Source organism: Agarivorans sp. Z349TD_8 (assembly GCF_050870825.2).
Taxonomy (GTDB): Bacteria; Pseudomonadota; Gammaproteobacteria; order Enterobacterales; family Celerinatantimonadaceae; genus Agarivorans.
Window position 1 is genome coordinate 4,445,757 of the sequence record NZ_CP194037.2, and the last position, 18,281, is coordinate 4,464,037.

19 protein-coding genes and 2 pseudogenes are annotated in these 18,281 nt (G+C 40.6%); 5 read left to right on the forward strand and 16 right to left on the reverse strand.

Annotation, left to right across the window (positions count from 1 at the left end):
• Window positions 1–2: 2 nt before the first annotated feature.
• From ACRRS1_RS20085 to ACRRS1_RS20120, 8 genes and pseudogenes are all read right to left on the reverse strand, one after another.
• Window positions 3–2,321 carry a TerB N-terminal domain-containing protein gene (locus ACRRS1_RS20085; protein WP_432468869.1) on the reverse strand — a complete coding sequence of 773 codons (2,319 nt, stop codon included), beginning with the start codon at window positions 2,319–2,321 and terminating at the stop codon, window positions 3–5.
• A 240-nt stretch (window positions 2,322–2,561) separates the two neighbouring features.
• Window positions 2,562–2,804 (reverse strand): transposase, encoded by a 243-nt coding sequence (locus tag ACRRS1_RS20090; protein ID WP_432468987.1) that lies wholly within the window; start codon window positions 2,802–2,804, stop codon window positions 2,562–2,564.
• Window positions 2,805–2,906: 102 nt separating this feature from the next.
• Window positions 2,907–3,047: pseudogene (locus ACRRS1_RS20095) on the reverse strand (IS256 family transposase); the annotation flags it as partial.
• Between the two features lie 87 nt (window positions 3,048–3,134).
• A complete protein-coding gene (locus ACRRS1_RS20100; protein WP_432468868.1) occupies window positions 3,135–3,596 on the reverse strand; it encodes a hypothetical protein in 462 nt (153 codons plus the stop codon).
• Between the two features lie 7 nt (window positions 3,597–3,603).
• Complete coding sequence (locus tag ACRRS1_RS20105; protein ID WP_432468867.1) at window positions 3,604–4,389, reverse strand: hypothetical protein; 786 nt, start codon at window positions 4,387–4,389, stop codon at window positions 3,604–3,606.
• Between the two features lie 54 nt (window positions 4,390–4,443).
• Window positions 4,444–4,965 carry a hypothetical protein gene (locus ACRRS1_RS20110; protein WP_432468866.1) on the reverse strand — a complete coding sequence of 174 codons (522 nt, stop codon included), beginning with the start codon at window positions 4,963–4,965 and terminating at the stop codon, window positions 4,444–4,446.
• Between the two features lie 488 nt (window positions 4,966–5,453).
• Window positions 5,454–6,359, reverse strand: coding sequence for a bifunctional helix-turn-helix transcriptional regulator/GNAT family N-acetyltransferase (locus tag ACRRS1_RS20115; protein ID WP_432455737.1), 906 nt, complete (start codon window positions 6,357–6,359; stop codon window positions 5,454–5,456).
• A 414-nt stretch (window positions 6,360–6,773) separates the two neighbouring features.
• A pseudogene (locus tag ACRRS1_RS20120) lies at window positions 6,774–7,250 on the reverse strand (transposase); the annotation flags it as partial.
• Window positions 7,251–7,429: 179 nt separating this feature from the next.
• Here ACRRS1_RS20120 and ACRRS1_RS20125 point away from each other — a divergent pair.
• The 3 genes from ACRRS1_RS20125 to ACRRS1_RS20135 are packed head-to-tail and all read left to right on the forward strand — an operon-like array spanning window position 7,430 to window position 9,958.
• Window positions 7,430–8,317, forward strand: coding sequence for a hypothetical protein (locus ACRRS1_RS20125; RefSeq protein WP_432468865.1), 888 nt, complete (start codon window positions 7,430–7,432; stop codon window positions 8,315–8,317).
• An 8-nt stretch (window positions 8,318–8,325) separates the two neighbouring features.
• Window positions 8,326–8,871: a hypothetical protein gene (locus ACRRS1_RS20130; protein ID WP_432468864.1), complete on the forward strand. Its 546-nt coding sequence runs from the start codon at window positions 8,326–8,328 to the stop codon at window positions 8,869–8,871.
• A complete protein-coding gene (locus ACRRS1_RS20135) occupies window positions 8,858–9,958 on the forward strand; it encodes an ISAs1 family transposase (RefSeq protein ID WP_432468863.1) in 1,101 nt (366 codons plus the stop codon). The genes ACRRS1_RS20130 and ACRRS1_RS20135 overlap by 14 nt, the downstream gene beginning before the upstream one ends.
• A gap of 279 nt (window positions 9,959–10,237) precedes the next feature.
• On the opposite strand, the gene ACRRS1_RS20140 is transcribed toward ACRRS1_RS20135, so the two are convergent.
• The 8 genes from ACRRS1_RS20140 to ACRRS1_RS20175 all read right to left on the reverse strand — a co-directional run bounded on the left by ACRRS1_RS20140 (window position 10,238) and on the right by ACRRS1_RS20175 (window position 15,872).
• Window positions 10,238–10,804, reverse strand: a complete 567-nt coding sequence (locus ACRRS1_RS20140; protein WP_432455732.1) for a class I SAM-dependent methyltransferase — start codon at window positions 10,802–10,804, stop codon at window positions 10,238–10,240.
• A gap of 50 nt (window positions 10,805–10,854) precedes the next feature.
• On the reverse strand, window positions 10,855–11,319 hold the full coding sequence (locus tag ACRRS1_RS20145; protein WP_432463907.1) for a MarR family winged helix-turn-helix transcriptional regulator: 465 nt from the start codon (window positions 11,317–11,319) through the stop codon (window positions 10,855–10,857).
• A 156-nt stretch (window positions 11,320–11,475) separates the two neighbouring features.
• A complete protein-coding gene (locus ACRRS1_RS20150; RefSeq protein ID WP_432463908.1) occupies window positions 11,476–12,273 on the reverse strand; it encodes an MBL fold metallo-hydrolase in 798 nt (265 codons plus the stop codon).
• 576 nt (window positions 12,274–12,849) lie between these two features.
• On the reverse strand, window positions 12,850–13,062 hold the full coding sequence (locus tag ACRRS1_RS20155; RefSeq protein ID WP_432463909.1) for a hypothetical protein: 213 nt from the start codon (window positions 13,060–13,062) through the stop codon (window positions 12,850–12,852).
• On the reverse strand, window positions 13,046–13,393 hold the full coding sequence (locus tag ACRRS1_RS20160; protein ID WP_432468862.1) for a hypothetical protein: 348 nt from the start codon (window positions 13,391–13,393) through the stop codon (window positions 13,046–13,048). The genes ACRRS1_RS20155 and ACRRS1_RS20160 overlap by 17 nt, the downstream gene beginning before the upstream one ends.
• Before the next feature lie 311 nt (window positions 13,394–13,704).
• The gene (locus ACRRS1_RS20165; protein ID WP_432468861.1) at window positions 13,705–14,352 is read right to left on the reverse strand and encodes an START domain-containing protein; all 648 of its coding nucleotides are present in this window, start codon (window positions 14,350–14,352) and stop codon (window positions 13,705–13,707) included.
• A gap of 408 nt (window positions 14,353–14,760) precedes the next feature.
• The gene (locus tag ACRRS1_RS20170; protein ID WP_432468860.1) at window positions 14,761–15,321 is read right to left on the reverse strand and encodes a rhomboid family intramembrane serine protease; all 561 of its coding nucleotides are present in this window, start codon (window positions 15,319–15,321) and stop codon (window positions 14,761–14,763) included.
• 143 nt (window positions 15,322–15,464) lie between these two features.
• Window positions 15,465–15,872: a PH domain-containing protein gene (locus tag ACRRS1_RS20175; protein WP_432455725.1), complete on the reverse strand. Its 408-nt coding sequence runs from the start codon at window positions 15,870–15,872 to the stop codon at window positions 15,465–15,467.
• Window positions 15,873–16,295: 423 nt separating this feature from the next.
• Between ACRRS1_RS20175 and ACRRS1_RS20180 the strand changes: the two genes are divergently transcribed.
• Together ACRRS1_RS20180 and ACRRS1_RS20185 are read left to right on the forward strand one after the other, a co-directional pair.
• Window positions 16,296–17,315, forward strand: coding sequence for a patatin-like phospholipase family protein (locus ACRRS1_RS20180; RefSeq protein ID WP_432468859.1), 1,020 nt, complete (start codon window positions 16,296–16,298; stop codon window positions 17,313–17,315).
• Window positions 17,316–17,652: 337 nt separating this feature from the next.
• On the forward strand, window positions 17,653–18,255 hold the full coding sequence (locus ACRRS1_RS20185) for an alpha/beta hydrolase (protein WP_432455723.1): 603 nt from the start codon (window positions 17,653–17,655) through the stop codon (window positions 18,253–18,255).
• The last annotated feature ends 26 nt before the right edge of the window (window positions 18,256–18,281 follow it).

Genomic DNA, 18,281 nt, shown 5'->3' on the forward strand with positions numbered 1-18,281 from the left:
ATTTATCCCTTCAATTCTTCTACGATTTCTAGATCGACATAGATATCACCATTGTCATCTAGAACTGGCGCATCGACTTTGTCATAAGCCCAGTCATTAATAGTTTCTAAAGCGCCATCAACCATTAAGTTCAGTTTGCCGCACAATTCATTAACTTCTTTACGGTGCCACTCTTCTTTGCCTATCAAAGTATCAAACAGCTCTTTGTAAGGGCTATCCAAGCCTCCTTCAGCGGCATCGGTTGTGGTGCTTACTTCCAATTCTGGTTCTTCATCAACGGCAAATATACTTTCCAGCATACTCTTTGCGTCGTCGGTTTCACTTTCATGTATAGCCAGAATACCTTCATCCAACTGAAAGGTACTTTTATTAATTGAAATGTCTTTAGATGTGGCTGAGATAGGTTGTCTACTGGAGGCAAAGGTATGAATGTCACTTGTAACGAGTGATTTGTCTAGGCCTAACGAGGTATATAACTTTTCAATTTGCTTAATCTCAGAAGCATCGATTTTTCCATCTGCAAGAGCGATGGAAAGTATGAATTTTTTCAAAAATTCCACTTGTGGAACTCCGAGTTTATCAATCCTAGCTTTCAATCCCGCATTATTTACAGGGGCATTTAGACGCCAAGTTAAATACGCATTTAACGAATTCTTTTCAGAAGGAGAGAGTTTGTCATCGTGGTTTATCAACGTCTGTAAGACGATTTTCTCATGTTGATCTACAGTACCATCTATAGTTGCAACCATCGCCCCTAACCTAATTGCTAAACTTACTTGGTTGAATGCTGTGCTTGGCTCAAAAAACTCTCCATGGCCCGGCGAGAAAAGCACAATGTTGTCATCGATTTTCAATTTTACATGGTGAAAACGTTGGTCTGGCGCAATACCTATTTCAGCCTTAGCAGCTAAATTAGCAACTAGTTCATTTTCTTTTTTATTAAACGCCTTAGGGAGAGGTGTACCTGTATGAGTCCAGAACTGCTTGACTGTGGTTAGTCCATCATTCGAACTAATTACCTGATTTGCCCAAGATTTAAATGTTTCAATAACTGGTGAGTTTGCTTCGTTTGCCAGTTCATTAGGTAATAGCATCAATGCTGCAATATCATCCCTTGAGGTAACTGCTTTGCCTAAGTAACGGCTATAGCTGCTCAATTCTTCAGTACATTGCTCGGCAATAGGAATTAGTTTTTTCATTGGGCCTTTGAGAATACTTGGATCTGGTAAGTCTCCCAGCTCTAAATCAACACCATGCACACCATTACTTGCCGCATGATATGAAAGTCGCAGTTTAGTTTTATTGGGTTTTACGGATATTCCTTCGCCAAATTTTTCTGAAAATCTAATTTGGAAAAGTTGGCTAAACTCTTCTTTACATCTACGGGCGGGAGTTTTTAGTGAATACTCAAATGTATTTTTAAGCCACTCTAAAGCTATCAGAGCTGTTACAGGGTTCCCATTGGCTACAGTTGTTGCAAGTTTAACTTTGAATGATAATGCATTATTAGTCTCTGGTATGTCTGACAGTCTATCTTCAAATAAAGCGGGTCTCAGAAGTGCCATTAGTTCAAGGAAATTGGCAGAGTATCCTCTAAAAGAACGATTTGCGCTGAAAACGCTATTGAGACGCAACACTTCTTCAAATATTGCTATGTATTCTTTATCAGATATTTGACTATTGGATTTGTTTTCGATGACTCTTCTTTCAAACCCGTAAAAATAGATGAAGGCATAACCAATTGGCGTGTTGGGGTCTGAGCGATCTGAGGAAAGCCAATCTAGATAAGCGCCTCTACAGGCTTTAGACAAGGATGTGTAGGTTGGCCAGTACCCTAGGGATTCATCAGTGTATATTTCTGAATCTTCCGAAGGATTTGAAGCTGGGTGTTTATCATCCACAAGGGATGGCTCAATACCGTAGCCATCTAGTGAGTTCATTACTCCACCAAAGTAGAAAAAGCCTTTCGTTAACTTTCTTCCATTAACGGAAAGCTGTTCATCTTCACTTACCCATCGACCTTTTTGTTTGTTCGTTGTCTTTTCTGGCTCTCGGCCAAAGTTTGTATGAATTGTAAAAGTGGCAAAGTCATCATCGTCGTCCAAAGAAGCATGATTACCCGTACTGGACACACTGATGCTGGAAGAACCTACAGTAATACTGGGCGATGACGTGCTACTTTCTCGGACTTTTGATTTTTCAGTAAAAGGCTGGGGAGTTCTTTTTTTGAGCGGATTTTGTGCTGAAGGACGACTATTTCCCTTACCTTTGAATAATCTATAAACCAAATAAATCACAAATAACCCAATAATAAATCCCATTTCATTCCCTCTTCTTCCAACGCTCTAGACTAGCGAATCCCTCATAATTCCTTGGGAATTCATATAAGTAAACGCGCCCCCCGTTGTTTAAGCTAATTGATTTCGCCAAAAACCTTTTCTATCAAATCCTGCGCGGAGGCTGTCGGGATGTGCGAAATTCAAATTCTACACCAAATGCTTATTGAGCTGTGCCCCAATATTCACAAAAAACGCCTTAACTCTCTAATGGTTGCCACTACATCACTCTTCGAGGGAGCCAACCGCACCGTGATAGGTTTTACCAAAATCATTAGCTAAACGGAGCCATGTTTCGTTATCTAATCCAAGTGAATGAAGCAAAGCTGGCACTTGCACAGGTATCGCTCCGCGCTTATCTGGGCGCATTATTCGCCCTGTCCAATCAACAAGTTCAAGGTAATCTACTAGTGAGAAGTTGATGCCTTGTGGTTGCTTTTTATGCTCAGCACCAATCAACTTAAACAACGGTTTCCGGCTCTCTTTAGACGCCTCCTCAGCATGCTGTGATTTGTTATGAATGCGTTCAAAAACAGTAAAATTATCGGCACAGCCACTTTAAAGCTGTTCAAGATGCTGCTGAAGCTCAGCTTTTAAAGCCGCTTCAGTGATCTGTTTGATGAGAGGAGTTAAAAAGCCATCTGAGCCTGTCAGGTCTTGCCCTGACTGAAGAGCTTTAAAGGCTTGCTCTAGATCGAAGTCTTTGGTCATATGTCATTCCTATTTTATATATACTACTGAAATGACACAGATTTCTAAACACTACCAAAGTAATAATTCTAATAGAATTAACTGTATTCAGGAAATACGCTTTAATTTCTCTAAAAGCCCTTCTTTAAGCATATATCGAGGTATTAACCAACTTTGTGGAGATCTATTTGATACGAGATCAACCCTTGATTTATTCCAAAAGTTATAGCCTGGTAAGTTTTCTGAACAGCAGTGCATCATTGAGCTAATACCTATACTCTCACCGCTAAACATTCTGTTCTCTGAATTAGAACTTTTATCTCCTTCATTTCCCCAGTAATTGTTCTCTATAGTCTCAGTGAACCAAGCTATTGATTCAAAAGGAAACTCTATTTGAGATATTTTATTCTCTTTGGTGAAAAGGCTTTTATATTTCGACCAGAAGACTATGTAGTCTTCATACTGTATAAGTTTGTGTGTTTCATTTTCAAACATAGGGTAATCTATTTCGAATAAAACCCTAGAATTTTTAGGGAGGTATAAAGGGTCTAATATCGGTATTTTTTTCATAATAAACTTACTCGATTGGGCTTAGATTGACAGATTTCACTATGGGGGAACTGCCTGATTTAGAAGACTGTAGTTCAGTCAAAGAAGGTAAGTCTTTCTCTATACTTAAAGTTTCTACAACACCAAAGCTTCCTCCTCCATTCGCTGTATTTGCAGTTAATCCATTTCCTGTAAACTCTGCGTTTGCCCCTATTTCCGTTCTTACTTCATGCCGAGCTAAAAATTTATCAGCCTCATCAGGCGGCATACTTGAAGCGTATTCATTAATTTGCTTAGGGTTAAACTCCTTGCCACCGACTCCCCAAAATCCTTTCATTTTATCTGCATACTCAGCTTGATAAGCCGAATTCATTGTACTTAAAAGTACATCTTTATCATGACCTTCCACATGATTGGTAACAACGCCGTCCATATTGTCCCATGTTGGTACCACTGTATTTTGACCAAAGAGGTCTAAATGTTCACCTCGATCAATAATATGCATTACATAATCTTTATTCGGGTCATACCATGAGCCGTTACCAAGTACTTTATAGATTAATTCAGGGTCTGAATCGGCAGCTTCGAGTTGATCAAAAGAGGTCGTCCAAGTGGGTACTAATCCGCTTTCACGCTGATATGATAACGGAGCGTCAGACGCTCTATTCTTTGGCTGAATACTAACTAAGAACCGATCATTAGCCGTTGCTCCTGAATTCGCCATTTTTACTAGCTCATCATCACTATACTTAGGCTTGTAAGCGGGCTCACCAGCATCCATACGTTTTTTAATATCTCCCCGAGCCTTCTCCAAGCGTTTTTCTGCTTCGGAAAAAGACCTGACCTTTCCATCATCGGGGGACTTAGCTTATGTACCTCTGGGCTGATCCGATTTCGCCTGTTTAATTTCCTTTGTACCGGCTGACTCAGCAATTTGCTGCTCGTTTCTGCCACCTTGACCTAACGGTTCTAGAGTAGGCGTTTTTCGAGTAACGACTTTTTCGGACAAGGTGGCAACCGGAATACTACCTTCCATACTAGAGGGCGGTGGCGGCGCAAAGTTTGCCCCTTTGAGCACCTTAACCTCTCCGCTCACAATACCATTACTTAGCCAGTCAATTTTTTGCTGCTCACTTTTGTGGCTAGCCATGTAATCGCCAGACACTTGAACGTAAAGTTTGTTTAAGTTGAACTGATAACCCCACATAGGGCTATGCTTTTGTAGTAAGGACTGCGCCCAATAAATATCGATGCAGTGATTAACCAGCTCCCCTTGGTTTTCCGTGTGGGCTGCAAGCCTTGGTAGAAACATATAAGACTGACCAAAAGCATCAACTAACAGCGTTCGGTTAAACTTAGATCCCTCGAAAGGATTAGCGTTTGGGTGCATTATAGCCCCCCAGATACGCCATCGATTTTACTGCCTTAAACATGCGGTTCCTTGCTTGCTTACCTGATAAGAATTGACTAGAGACTCAATAAGAGTGTGATGCTATCAGGCTAATAACAAGGGAGTCAATATAGATGTTGAAATACTCATTAAGCTTATCGCTAGTGATGAGAAAAATTTGCTGAAAATACGAAATTTAGTTTGGCTTGTTTAGATGTTGGAACAAACGTATTGGGGCAAAAGCGTGTTTCGCTATAACACGCTTCTGAACAATTTCGATTTATGGATGGAAGCAACAATCTTTCAAGAATCTAGTAAATGTCTAGGATTGTTAGGCCTTACCAATGCCGCCGTTTAAACAGGTAGCATTTTGATAGAGTTAGGATATTTCTGAGCATGGCGATTTTGACATAACAAATTAGCTTCATGTAGTTAAGACGAAAATTTATGCATTGGCTCTTTTGGAAATAGAAGCAGTTCAATAACACTTATATTATTTTTTGCATGATTACTTCACATGCATCATGCCCAGTAGTCCCTCGTGGGCCATCTAAGTATTCAAAACCTAGTTTTTCATACAATTTAATAGCCTCTTTTAAGCATTCGGTCGTCTCCAAATAACACTCTTGATAACCTTGCTCTCTCGCTTGTTTAAGGATAAGTGCGACAAGTTTCTTAGCTAAACCGTGTCCTCGTGTTTGTGGTAAAAAGTACATTTTTTGCAACTCACAGACATATTTTTCGCCGGACAGTGGTGAAAATCCCCCACCACCAACGATTTTGTTATTATGTTCAATTACCCAGTATGAAGCGCCTTCTTGGTCGTACACTGAATATAAATCATCTAGAGTTGGGTCTGAGACACTATAACCTTTGTCGGCGGTAAGGCCATACTCCTCGGACACATTTCGAATCAACTCAGCGACTTCTGAATTATCTGCTTTACAGAGGGGGCGTATGACAAAATTATTTAACCCGCATATTCTCGTCAGTCCTTTGAGGTAAATTTCAAAACCTAATTTCACTTGCTGTTGTTCTTGTTTATCTAAAGAAAATAACAATTGCTCGAAAAATGCATTTTGCTGTCGATCTAATTGTAAGAGCGCTTGGCTACCTTGCTCTGTTATATCAATTAGATGACTACGTTTATCTCTAGGATTATCTAAACATTTTACTAAATTAAGCTTAATAAGTGCTGATACTGTACGACTAGCGTTTGACTTATTGACATTCAGATTTTCAGCAAGTTGACTTATGGTGATTTGAGTTAACCCTATTTCTCCCAGCGCATGGGCTTGAACTGGAGTAAGAGGGACATCGCCACACTGTTTATCTAGCATGCCTAATAAGCGTACGGCGTGACGAGAATAGTGTCTTAGTTGGTTGACGTTCATTACTAACACCTCAATATAGTTGCGTATCGCAATCATATTGGGACCGCTATGTGATTTTGTCAATATAGATTTGGTAATGAGCATATTGCTAATCAATTATAATTTTTGGCTCAACTAACTCGGATTGAAGGGAAAAATTATCGGGACAGCCACTTTAAAACTGCTATGCATTTCTTGCATAAAGCATGAAATGAGTGCTTTGAAGAGTATTTAGACAGCCATGCTAACTATCCAATGAGCATCCGTCGATGTCATCAGCTCAAATCAACGTTGAAGAGCCAACTTGTTCTTAAAAACGCTAAATATTGGGGCTTTAGTCAATGCGAAGCGATTCATGAGGGCGAAAGACTTAGTGATTCGAGATACGCTAAATACCTACTCAGTCGAGAATACATGAAGCCGTAGTTTATTAACCTACATCCAGCCAGCGCTTGGCAGCTGCCATGCCTTTAGCCCATGCTTATAGCGCTCTAGTGAATGCCCAGCCCCAACCACGCTGGCAAAGTGATGCTCTAAACCATTGCTCAAAGCTAACCAGCTTTCCTCATCGATTTGTAGTCGTTGCAGAATAGGCGCGTGTGCATTATCGATATAACCGCGTTTATCTTCTCTGATGACGCGGCCGGTGAGCTCTACCAATTGCAGATAATCTTGTAGCTCAAAGGGTAAACCTTTGGGCATAATTTCTATGGGATTGCCGACAAAAGGCATTAGCGGCTTGGGTTGCTGACCTTGTTTGGCTTGCTGAATGCGCTGTTTGATACTGGTGTGGTCCGAGGTTTCAGGCGTGCTCGCCATATTTGAGCGAACCGGGTTTAAATCCACATAGACCATACATGCGGCAAGGGCGGCTTCATCTAAAAGCGCTTGAGATTTAAAGCAGCCTTCCCAAAGCGACAGTCTTGACCGAGGCATTGCAATAACTCCAAGAACCACTATTGATAGTTTAGGTAACCAATGACTAAATACCAGTTGGATCAATTGGGATGGATGTCTTTTATTCTCTCTGTTATTTACTTTGCTACAACCACTAACTATAATTTTATCAATATTAAGAAAGGGTAAGTTCCATGGTTAAAAATAAATTTCAGTGCTTATCACTACGCAAAAAGCAAACTAGAGATAAATGTCTAACAAAATTGAAAACCTCAGAAATGAGTGAAATTGATTTGTACATACTTCATGGACCAGAGCTTTTCTCACTATGGGTCGCTAAACAAAAGAGCCGAGGATTTTCTCAAAGTGCAATAAGTCAACAATTGGAAGCTTTAGGTTTACCTGAACTAGCACAAAATTTATTCGTGTCCTCAACAAACTTAGTGAACCAGTTTGGTGGACAAATTATTGATATGAAGACTATGGGTATTTTGGCCTTAGATCTGCGTCGAGGTGGTAGCATATTAGGTAAATACGAAATCACTAAAAATGGCGCTAAGAGCTACATCAGCTTTAAAGGCAATCACAAACTAAGAACGGTGATTAAGGGCACCCGCTACTTATCTACTAATACAAAAATACTAACCTTGGGTATCGGTCTGCAAGGACTAAAAGCATCAGCTCGTGGGGGAGTACTATTAACCATCTTATTTTCGGTATCACATCACACTTTGGAGCTCGTTCTCCAAAAAGATTATGTAATGACGAACTGGATCGTGGATGTCTCTTCTGACGTACTAAAAGCATCGATAGCTGCTTGTGCAGGTGTTTTAATCGGAGCGGCATTCATATCAACCCAAGTAGTCATTATTCCAATTGCAATTGGTCTAGCGGTCGTATTCATTGTGCAAAGTACTTTAAACGCAACTGAGAATAGACTTCAAATTAAAGAAAAAATAACGGCCAGCCTCAATCAAGCTGTCGAAGCGTCAGCCGAAAAAGATATACAACATTTGGAACAAAAAATAAATACTATGAAAACTATAAATGAAATTAATTATTCTGCTTATAAATTCTTTTAGGATAAACAATGATAAAGCACTCCCCTCGAACAGCATTAACTAGTTCATTATTTTGTTTCGCTATTTGTCTCATATCTATCGTTATGCTTTTCAGCACCAACATGCTCAATTTTTTTAACCATCAAATCATAAATAATTACCAAGTAATTTATCTCGATGCTAAATACAGCGGCTTTATTGGTAGCTCTATCGTTACTTTATCAGGAGCACTGTTCATGCTTTGGCAATATATTTGCCTAAAACGTTCAAACGAAAGTCTAAGAGCTAAGCACCAATCAGTAAAAGTTCTTACTATAGTCGTGATTATTGGTTTCCTATTTATTTTCCCTGGCCAGTCACTAGAAAAATCCCGTCTAGAATCTCAAGCTGAAGAAAAAGGTTATCAAGCTTGTCCACCATTTACCTTATTAATAAGTTCCGTAAGTATTGATGCATGGGTAAAAGACTTTGAGCTATGTAATGACCCTGAGGTCAGGGCGGGATCGCACTTTGTTAACAGATATGATCTAATACCTCTAAACCCTAAGCTACATAGTTATTTTGAACATAATTGAACATTTATCAGTCGTCGAGGATACTCGATCTGACATCAATCAAAAGCATGACCTTATTGACGTGATTTTCCTTGTTATCAGTGCTATCGCATCAGGATGTGAAGGCTGGCAAGACATTGAATATTATGGAGAAGAGAAGTTGGGCTGGCTGAGGAAATATAGACCATTTGAACACGGGATCCCAAGACGACACACGATTGCACGCATTTTGCGTTCTGTTGTCGCGGAGTCTTTGCTTGAGGCATTAGCTCTGTGGATTAACGAGCAGCGAACGAGTCAAAACAGAGCCATCATCGCATTTGACGGAAAAGTACTGCGTGGCTCGTACCGAAATAACAAGAAAACAGCATTACAATTGGTTACAGCCTATGATACTGAACGTGGTCTCGTTCTGAGTCAGAAACCGACAGCGAACAAGAACGGCGAGATTAGCGTTGTGCGCCAAATGCTTGATGTTATTAACGTAAAAGGCAGTGTTGTCACCGTTGATGCTCTACATTGTCAGCGCGATACACTAGAAAAAATCGCAGAAAAGAAGGCTCATGTTGTCGTTCAAGTAAAAAACAACCAACCAAAGTTGAGAGCGGCTGTTGTTGAGCAGTTTCAAGCCGTCTTTGATGCTGGTAAAGAGAAGGTCGTCACTGAAATTAAAGAAAAACACCATGGTCGTAGCGAAGAGCGATACGTCTTTCAACTAAAGGCCAAGTTGCCCGAAGAGTTAGCAAAGAAATGGCCAACGGTAAGAAGCATCATAGCAGTGGAACGCCACCGCGTGATAAATGGGAGAGGCACTGTAGATACCTCGTATTACATAAGCTCAATGTCACCGAATCACAAATTGTTAGGCCACTATATTCGTCAGCATTGGCGAATTGAAAACAGCCAGCATTACGTATTAGATGTTGTTTTTAAAGAGGATAACTCTCGCATTACTTTAGACGGAGCGGTGGAAAACATAGCTCTATTTAGACGTTTTGTGATGAACATGCTCAAACAATGCGATTGTGGAGCGCCAAGTCACAAAGTGAAGTTGAAGAAAGCGGGATGGAGCGACGATTATCGGGCACGAGTCTTCTTTGGGTTATAAATCCATCAAAGTATGCTCCCGCCCTGACCCTGAGGTAGGTAAACTGGCTAGATATGGTTACCCTGAAGAACCCGAAAAAATAGCTAAACTACTATCTAAACGTAAACTGGAAAAAGCGCTAACGAATTACTAACAAATTATCGAGACAGCCAGCGCTTGGCAGCTGCCATGCTTTTAATTCGTTGTTGATTGTGCCCACGCTTATAGCGCTCTAGTGAATGCCCAGCCCCAACCACGCTGGCAAAGTGATGCTCTAAACCAAGCCTCCTTCAAATTCATCTATTTCGTGAGTAACACACTCATCCCGCCCTTTTTTCGAGGAGACTCAATTGCCTTCAAACCTACATCTTCCGCAATCGATAGATATTGCATAAAAGCTGACTTTTTGACATGAAAAAATGGCTCTACTATTAGAAATTGGCCATCATCGCTAAGTGTATTGGCGACCTCTTCAAAAAGACTTCTCTGGTTGGGAACCTCATGAACCATGTAATAAGCTAGAACAAAATCCGCTTTAACTTCAGATTTAAGTGCCAGACTTGATGGTTCACACTGATGCAGTTCAACACGTTCATTCAAAATAGAGCCATCCAGCTTTTTCTTTAGTTTAGCGAGCATTTGAGGTTGTAGATCCACCGCAATAACTTGACCAGTCTCTCCAACGAGTTCCGCCATTGGAATTGTAAAAAAACCTGGGCCACACCCAATATCTATAACAGTATTCCCTGGTCGAATATAATCTGATGTTATCTTTTTGGGTGATTGAAATAAGCGGCGAGCCACATTATCGAGTGCAAAAGAGTGCCTGTGATTACAAATATGTAGCTCATTTCTTAACAAGTTCATCTTTTTTCCTTTAAGTGTTTAGCTGGTATACACATTACTTAAAAAAAGGGTTACTCCGGAGAGTTAACCCTGCGAATGAGGAAATCTTCCGTTCTTTCGAGAAACTCAGAAATCACTTTAATATCCTCTTTATCTAATTCTTGTATGTAGTTAGCAAACCCGCCATCCATCTTTTCATGCCACTCTTTATGAGCAACAAAAGCAATTTCCCCTTTACTCGTTAATCGAACAATGGCTCTCGAAAGATTGTCTGGAGCAGGGCTTTTCTCGGTAAAACCTTTCTTCTCCAGTTTTTTTAGAGCTTGAGAAACCGCGCCTTTTGTTATCCCCAATGCGTTAGCAATGTCTGTGACACTTAAGTCCCGATGATCACCGATAATCTCTATTAAGTGGATCTCTGAGTTCGAAAGTATTTCGTCGGTACCAAACTTTCTTGGCGCCTTTTCCATCTGCTGAGCAAGCTTCATTAAAGACTGAAACTTACCATTTAAAAATAACATTGATTCTTTGTTCATACCCTAAGCGTATAGCAACTTAACACTTGATTCAAATAAAATTTGCGATTCAGCCACTTTAAACCTATTCGCTAAGATGGATGCTTTAGTTTTCCTCACCGTCACACCAGCTGATGTAATAACTCAAACAGGTCCAATTTAAATGCATTCTACTACTTAAACTTTAACCGTCAGCGTTGCTCCATCTTCTGGGATGATCACCTTGTCAGTTAGCCCTTCAAAATCTAGAGTACGTCTCAGTACATTTCTATCTATTGAGCAGTGATTTAATGCTTCCATATGGTTTGCGATAACTTTACTAGGTGATAAACGAATAAACTCCAGAACTTCATCCTTCGACATCAACAGTGGCTGACCAACATCCATTTGAGCCTGACCAGCCGCCACCACAGTGATATCTGGTTTCAGATCTCTCAAGGCTTTTTTGACATCTGCGGTTAAGACCGTATCGCCACTAATATAAATGCTTGGTTCATTAGGTAATGCTAGGAAAAAGCCACAACCGTTAGCCATTACTTTATTAATCCAACCATGCCCGTGTTGAGCGGGAATTGCCGTAATTTCCCCACCTAAATATGCCGTAGGCTGCCAAGGCAACAAGCCATTAGATACCGTCATTCCATACTTTTCCAAATAAGCTTTATCTTTATTAATCGTGGTTACAGGAACCGATTTCTCGACTAAGAAACCCTCACCTTTTCGATCTAAATGATCAACGTGTTGCAGTGGCTTAAAACCGAACGTTTGACTATGAGTGATTAATGCATGAGTTACTTTCTTTAGAATAATCTTGGCATTTGAAGGTAAATCTACGGTTGGATTGTTTTGGGCTTTGAATCGGAATACCGAAAATGGCGGCAATGAACCTTTTTCACCGAGCATAGGATCAACCAATATATGATATTCACCAGACTCAATGACAAAGGTTGCGCTTCTCAAGTGGTGGATTTTCATTCTTATTTTTTACTCTTATACATAACAAGTATGCCAAATTATACAATACTAGCCCAATAGACAACGACCGCTTAATTAGGAGTATTTTGACAGACATTCTAACTAGCAAGTACTGCTTCATCGAGTAATGCTTACGATTTAAAGCGGCCTTCCCAAAAGCGACTGTCTTAACCGAGGCATGGCAATAACTCCAAGAAAACACTACTGACAGTTCAGGCAACTAATGACTGAATACCAGTTGGGATCAATTGGGATGGATGTCTTTTATTCTTGTTTATTCTCTGTTGGCCTGAGCAACGACAACCTAATGAGACTTGCGTGCTTCGATACTTATCCACGGCAAGCCTTCAGACTATCACCTTCATTTCGTATCTTTTGTGCTCACGGGCTCTACAGAAGATTGTTCTTTAAGTTGATCCTTAAGCTTAGCAATTTTCTCATAGGCAAAGAAAATCCCAATTTGCGAACTTATAAAAAAGACGTAAAATAACCCATCCTTTTTCGAGGGTTCACTATTACTCCAATACCAAAATACTAACAATGCAATTAATATGTTTACGATAATTCTAATGACCATCAATATAGTTCCGAAGTAAGCATTACAGTTCTATTATTAATTTCTTTTCTGACTTTATTTAACTCAGATTTATTAAATGCAACTGTCCCCCAAATGACTAACATTACAATTCCACCTTTAGCCAACTTTTGGTTACTTCTCGCACTATCAATTAACTCTTTGACGCCTAATCCTGAGGCACTAAGTCCAATGTAACTAGCAAATGAATTCATGAAAGTCTTTATCTGCTTGTAATTCATCATTAGTCATCGACCATATCCCCCATTGCGGATTTAAATATGTAGCATCCAGAGCTTTTGTGATTAACTTACTTTTTAAAATGGGGCTAGAGAGTGACCTAATTAAAACCATCGCATCGACTCGTTGCTTCTGAGTCAAATGTCGATATAAAATTGTTGCACAGATAGAGTCAATTTCCAGCTGCCCTCCTTTTTTAAGAAGTTCTTTTTTAATTCCAATAATTTCTGATAGAACTGATATCTGAGCGGCTCTACTAGCAGATAAATTATATGACAAGTTGGCTATTGAAATTAATTTAGTCATAATTCACCTTGTTAATGATTAACCTATACAGCCACGAACAAAACTGAACGGATGGTATGCACTTCAAATTCAATGAAAATACTTTCAATCACAAACAATGATATCACTTCAAATATGATGTTTAATTAATACTACTTTGCTAGTGTACGCTCTATCCTGCACCTTAATATCTTTTCAATCAATAGCGGTGGGTATTTTTTATAACTAAAAGAAGAGACTCGCCTAACTTGATAACAAATATGTTATATATCAGAAACTTTCACCATTAAAGCAAACTCAACATGACTCCGACACGCAATAATAACAAGCTATTAATAGGCATACTGCTGTAATGAAGAGCTTTCGATCAGCTTGATTAGTTGATGCAGAGAAGCAGTCGTTGAAGCAATCAGTTGTTGGTTATAAAATAACGCCGGAACATTGCCATTGGGATCGAGCCAAGCCTTATAATTCACCAGCACTGTACCCGATGCTTGTTGCTGCAAGGTCCAAGTGGCATTGGTTGCGCTCACACGAACCCACTGAGGATTCGGCGGGTAACGGTCTGAACAAGCGCTCACCCGAATTTGAATGCGCTTCGGTTCAAAGTCGGTGGCAACACAGGTAATGAGTTCTCGATCCGTAAACGGCCAAGGACTTTTGATGATAGTGCGTAACAAAAACTGTTGATTGGAATATATTTCCAAGGTTTCAATTGCTTGTAAGTGTTCGAACCATTGAGCGGTTCGCTGCAGATCAGACAAGACTCTAAATACCAATTGTAAATTTTGCTCAGTAGTAAATTGGGCTTCGACCTGTTTATAGGGACTATGTTGGTATTGGCTTAACTCGATCTTAAAGTCCGCATTGATTAAGCTTTGGTCTGCCGCTTCTCGCTGGGAGACAGAGCAACTGAATAAACCCAACAACGCCAACATGATGGTTAAACGCTGTACGCTTACAAATAGCTCTCTACCCATTATTCATCCATTATTGTGTACGTCCTGATTGGCCACTATAGCAGTTTAAACGCACACTCGGTGCCATCAACGTTCAGCAATTTTTAAGCCTCGCACTTTCAACCCATTTGGCAAAAACACGCTTATATTAATTATGGTGCTGAAGAACTTGTGATTGGCTTTTTTGATAGTCATCTACGGTAAGCAGCACAACTCTGCAAAAAAATCTGGCAGTCTAGTAACATGCGTTTAGAAAATATCGAGAAGCTGCTGTCAAAAGCTGACGCATAATTATACATCGCCAAACACCAGAGAAGATAACGGATCATGCCAACCGTAATTTTTGTATCTTAAAATAAAGTTGGCCGTTCAATCGTGTAAAACATTCACCAAAAAATAACACTAAGCACGTTTTTAGGTGCTTTCCATTTAACCGCTCTCGGCTTGCTTACCCATTGCTCTTGGCTTTAACCGACAATAGATAATCGCACCCATAGCCCCCATCGCATGTCCTAGATGGTCAATGTTCAAATCCAAGCTCACACTGGAATGACGGTAAAATGTTGATTGCAGAGAAAACAACGCCATCAGAAATACAAATAGCAATATTGCACTCCCCCACTCCTTAAAACTTAAGCCATCTTCATCAGTAAAATATGCCGCAGCCAAACCAAATATCCCGCCAGATATTCCACATACTGAAACGGGTTCGGAAAAGAATAAAATCGATGGAATAGACGCCACGCTTGCCACACATAACACGGCAAAAAATCGTCTAGCCCCCACCCTTCTTTGGTAGACAGAAGCAACGCCCAAGCCAAGCACATTTGAAAAAAGATGTAAAAGATCAACGTGGATCAACAAGTGAGTCATCGCTTGTATCGGCCAAATTTTATTGTGTTGAAAATCGTTATTAAGTGAGAGTAAGCGATAAAGATTGTCGTTAACCGTGATAAAACCAAAATCGCTTGTCACCAGAAATATCAACATCAATAATAGGCCTGAAAACATCGCCGCCCAAACAAGGCCAAAATGTTCCCTGTAGGATATGGGCTTCGCTTTCAAGCTATTCGGCGATGGTTTTAGCGCCAGTAATCCACCCCCATAAATAAGGCTGGATACAAGAAATAAAATCATGATATTACGGGGATATTTCCTTCGATATACTGCTGTACCTCGGGCGTTATTTTGGCAATTTTTTCGACGCCTTTTAACTGAGCCTTCACGGTAATTTTTCGGTTATTTTTAAATTTGAATTTAATGGGCCGCTGCAGTAAACCCTTTCCAATTTTTACATTCTCAATGTCGTCGTAGGTAAAGAAGTCATAGCCATTAAACTTTCCGAGTAGACTCAACTTATGAAAATAGATACCCGCTTCGGTCACGGCTAAAAAATAGCTTTTCATGCTAAATACAGCCAAGGGACCAATCAAAAAGAACAACCAGATCTTTGGTGGCTCTATGGCTTGAAAGAAACCAATGAATGAATCACTTTCTTGCAAACACGATTCTATATGCTGCTGCGCCTGTTCTTTGTTCACTCGATTACCTCCAATTTTATATGCGCTTCAAAACATCTGACAATGTATAAATCCATTATTGACAGCAAATTTGTCTGACAACACTCCACTAACCATCTCAAATAAGCATTCTAACTTTAACATAAAATCACTACTTATCAGACAATTAAAAGCTATGTTACGTCCCTCATCAACCGTAAACATCCGCCCCCTCTGCAGCTGTATAAAGATAGTTCTCACTTCACGTCATTCTTTAATGGCAAATAGCTCATTAATAGCTAGGCTTTTAGGAGGACGAACCCTCTACTGAATGTACACACTCGCCCCCATGCAAGAACACCAATAGGGGCCAAGGATTGGGATTTAATTAGACCCTAACCGTGCTTGGGGTATCGCCCTAAACAGCAAGATATTTAATGGCATCAACCATCGGGAGATAACAGCATGAACTATCACTTTAAAAACTTCGTTTTTGAAGGAGGTGGTGTGAAGGGCATCGCCTACCTTGGCGCACTCGAAGTGTTTTCAGAGAGAGCCATTATTCAAGATATTCAGCGGGTAGGCGGAACGTCTGCCGGAGCAATCAATGCGGTGCTGGTGGGCTTGGGTTACACCAACGAAGAAATGAAGCAGGTCCTGTGGTCTTTAGATTTTAACAATTTTATGGATGATTCCTGGGGCGTGGTTCGAGATACCGAACGTTTAATAGAGCAATTTGGTTGGTATAAAGGCGACTTCTTTCGCAATTGGATAGGCCAATTGATTAAACAAAAAACTGGCAATAGCGAGAGCACTTTCGCAGATATTGAAGCGATGAAAGACAGTAAAGGCTTCAAATCTATGTACTTTATGGGAACCAACCTATCAACATCGTTTTCTGAAGTATTCTCAGCACAGCATACGCCAAGGATCTGCGTTGCCGATGCAGCGAGGATTTCGATGTCGATCCCACTATTTTTTGCCGCTAAGCGTAGTATCCGTGGCGATGTTTATGTAGATGGCGGAGTACTCGACAACTACCCCATCAAGCTGTTTGATCGCCAGAAATATGTAAACCACAACTACCATGAACCCGATTACTACAAATCAATCAATTCACAAATCACCACCCTGCAACGGCCTATCTCTAACTATGTGTATAACCGGGAAACTCTTGGCTTCAGGCTCGATTCAAAACAAGAGATTGCGGTATTTCGCGATCACGCAGCGCCTAGTCAGCAAAAAATCGATAATTTCTTCGATTATAGCTGGGCACTGATCCATACCATATTAGAAGCACAGCAAAATGCGCACTTACATAGTGATGATTGGGCTCGCACCGTGTACATCGACACCCTAGGTGTTAGCACCACCGATTTTGATCTATCCGATGAGAAGAAAAAAGCCTTAGTCGAATCGGGTCAGGTGGGTGCGAGTCAATACCTTGATTGGTACGACGGCAACGAAAACAAACCGAATAAATAAGTTCTAGTGATACTCATTCCACTTAGAAAGGCACGCTTTAACGCTGAAGGGCGTCAATATAACAAGGCTCTAAGGCGAAATAAATGAGACCTGTTCATCGAATTGCCAGAGACCGTTAGCCTCCAATCTCTAGCGTTCGATGGATAGGCCTCACCCCAAGTAAAACAAGCGAAGGCCAAAAAGTCTTAAAATACTGCTCCCACTTCTAGCGACCAAGCCAAATTCGCGAAAGATTATCGCCATAGCGTTAATAATCACTCCCATTTTTGAAGACTAATCATCAAGGAGAAGATAGTTTAAGCTAAACACCATTATTTAATTCAAGGTGTGTCAGCAGATGAGTAAACAAGCAGTTATCATGTTACATGGCGTCGGCAGCAGCGGCGAAAACCTGCAAGGCCTGGTCAATTATTGGACCGAAAGCCTACCCAATACCCTAGTCATTGCTCCCAATGCTCCCTTTCCTTTTGACCAGGGCCCTGGCTACCAATGGTTTAGTGTGACAGGGATCAGTGACGAAACCCGTCCATTACGGATTACCCAAGCACGAAAAAGCTTCGATCTGAGCATTCAAGCCGTACTAGAAGAACATCAACTAGATCCACAACATGACCAAATCATCCTTGCTGGATTCTCTCAAGGATCAATTATGGCCTTGGATTTACTGGTAAGTTCCCGCCTACCAATTGCTGGCGTGGTGGCCTTTTCTGGCCGATTATCTTCCCCCGAGCCTTATTCTAAGAGCCAAGAGCAAGCGGTATTGCTGATCCATGGGCAAAAAGATCCGGTAATCGCCTGCTCCGAAAGCCAAATTGCCGCACAACGCTTAAGCGACTTAGGCTACAAAGTAGAAACCCAATACGAACCCGACACCCTACATAGCATTTCTAACGAGGGTGCAGCGAAAGCCGCCAAATTTATTGCTCAGCGTTTTAGCTAAGCAAAATCGAAAAACCAAAGTATCGC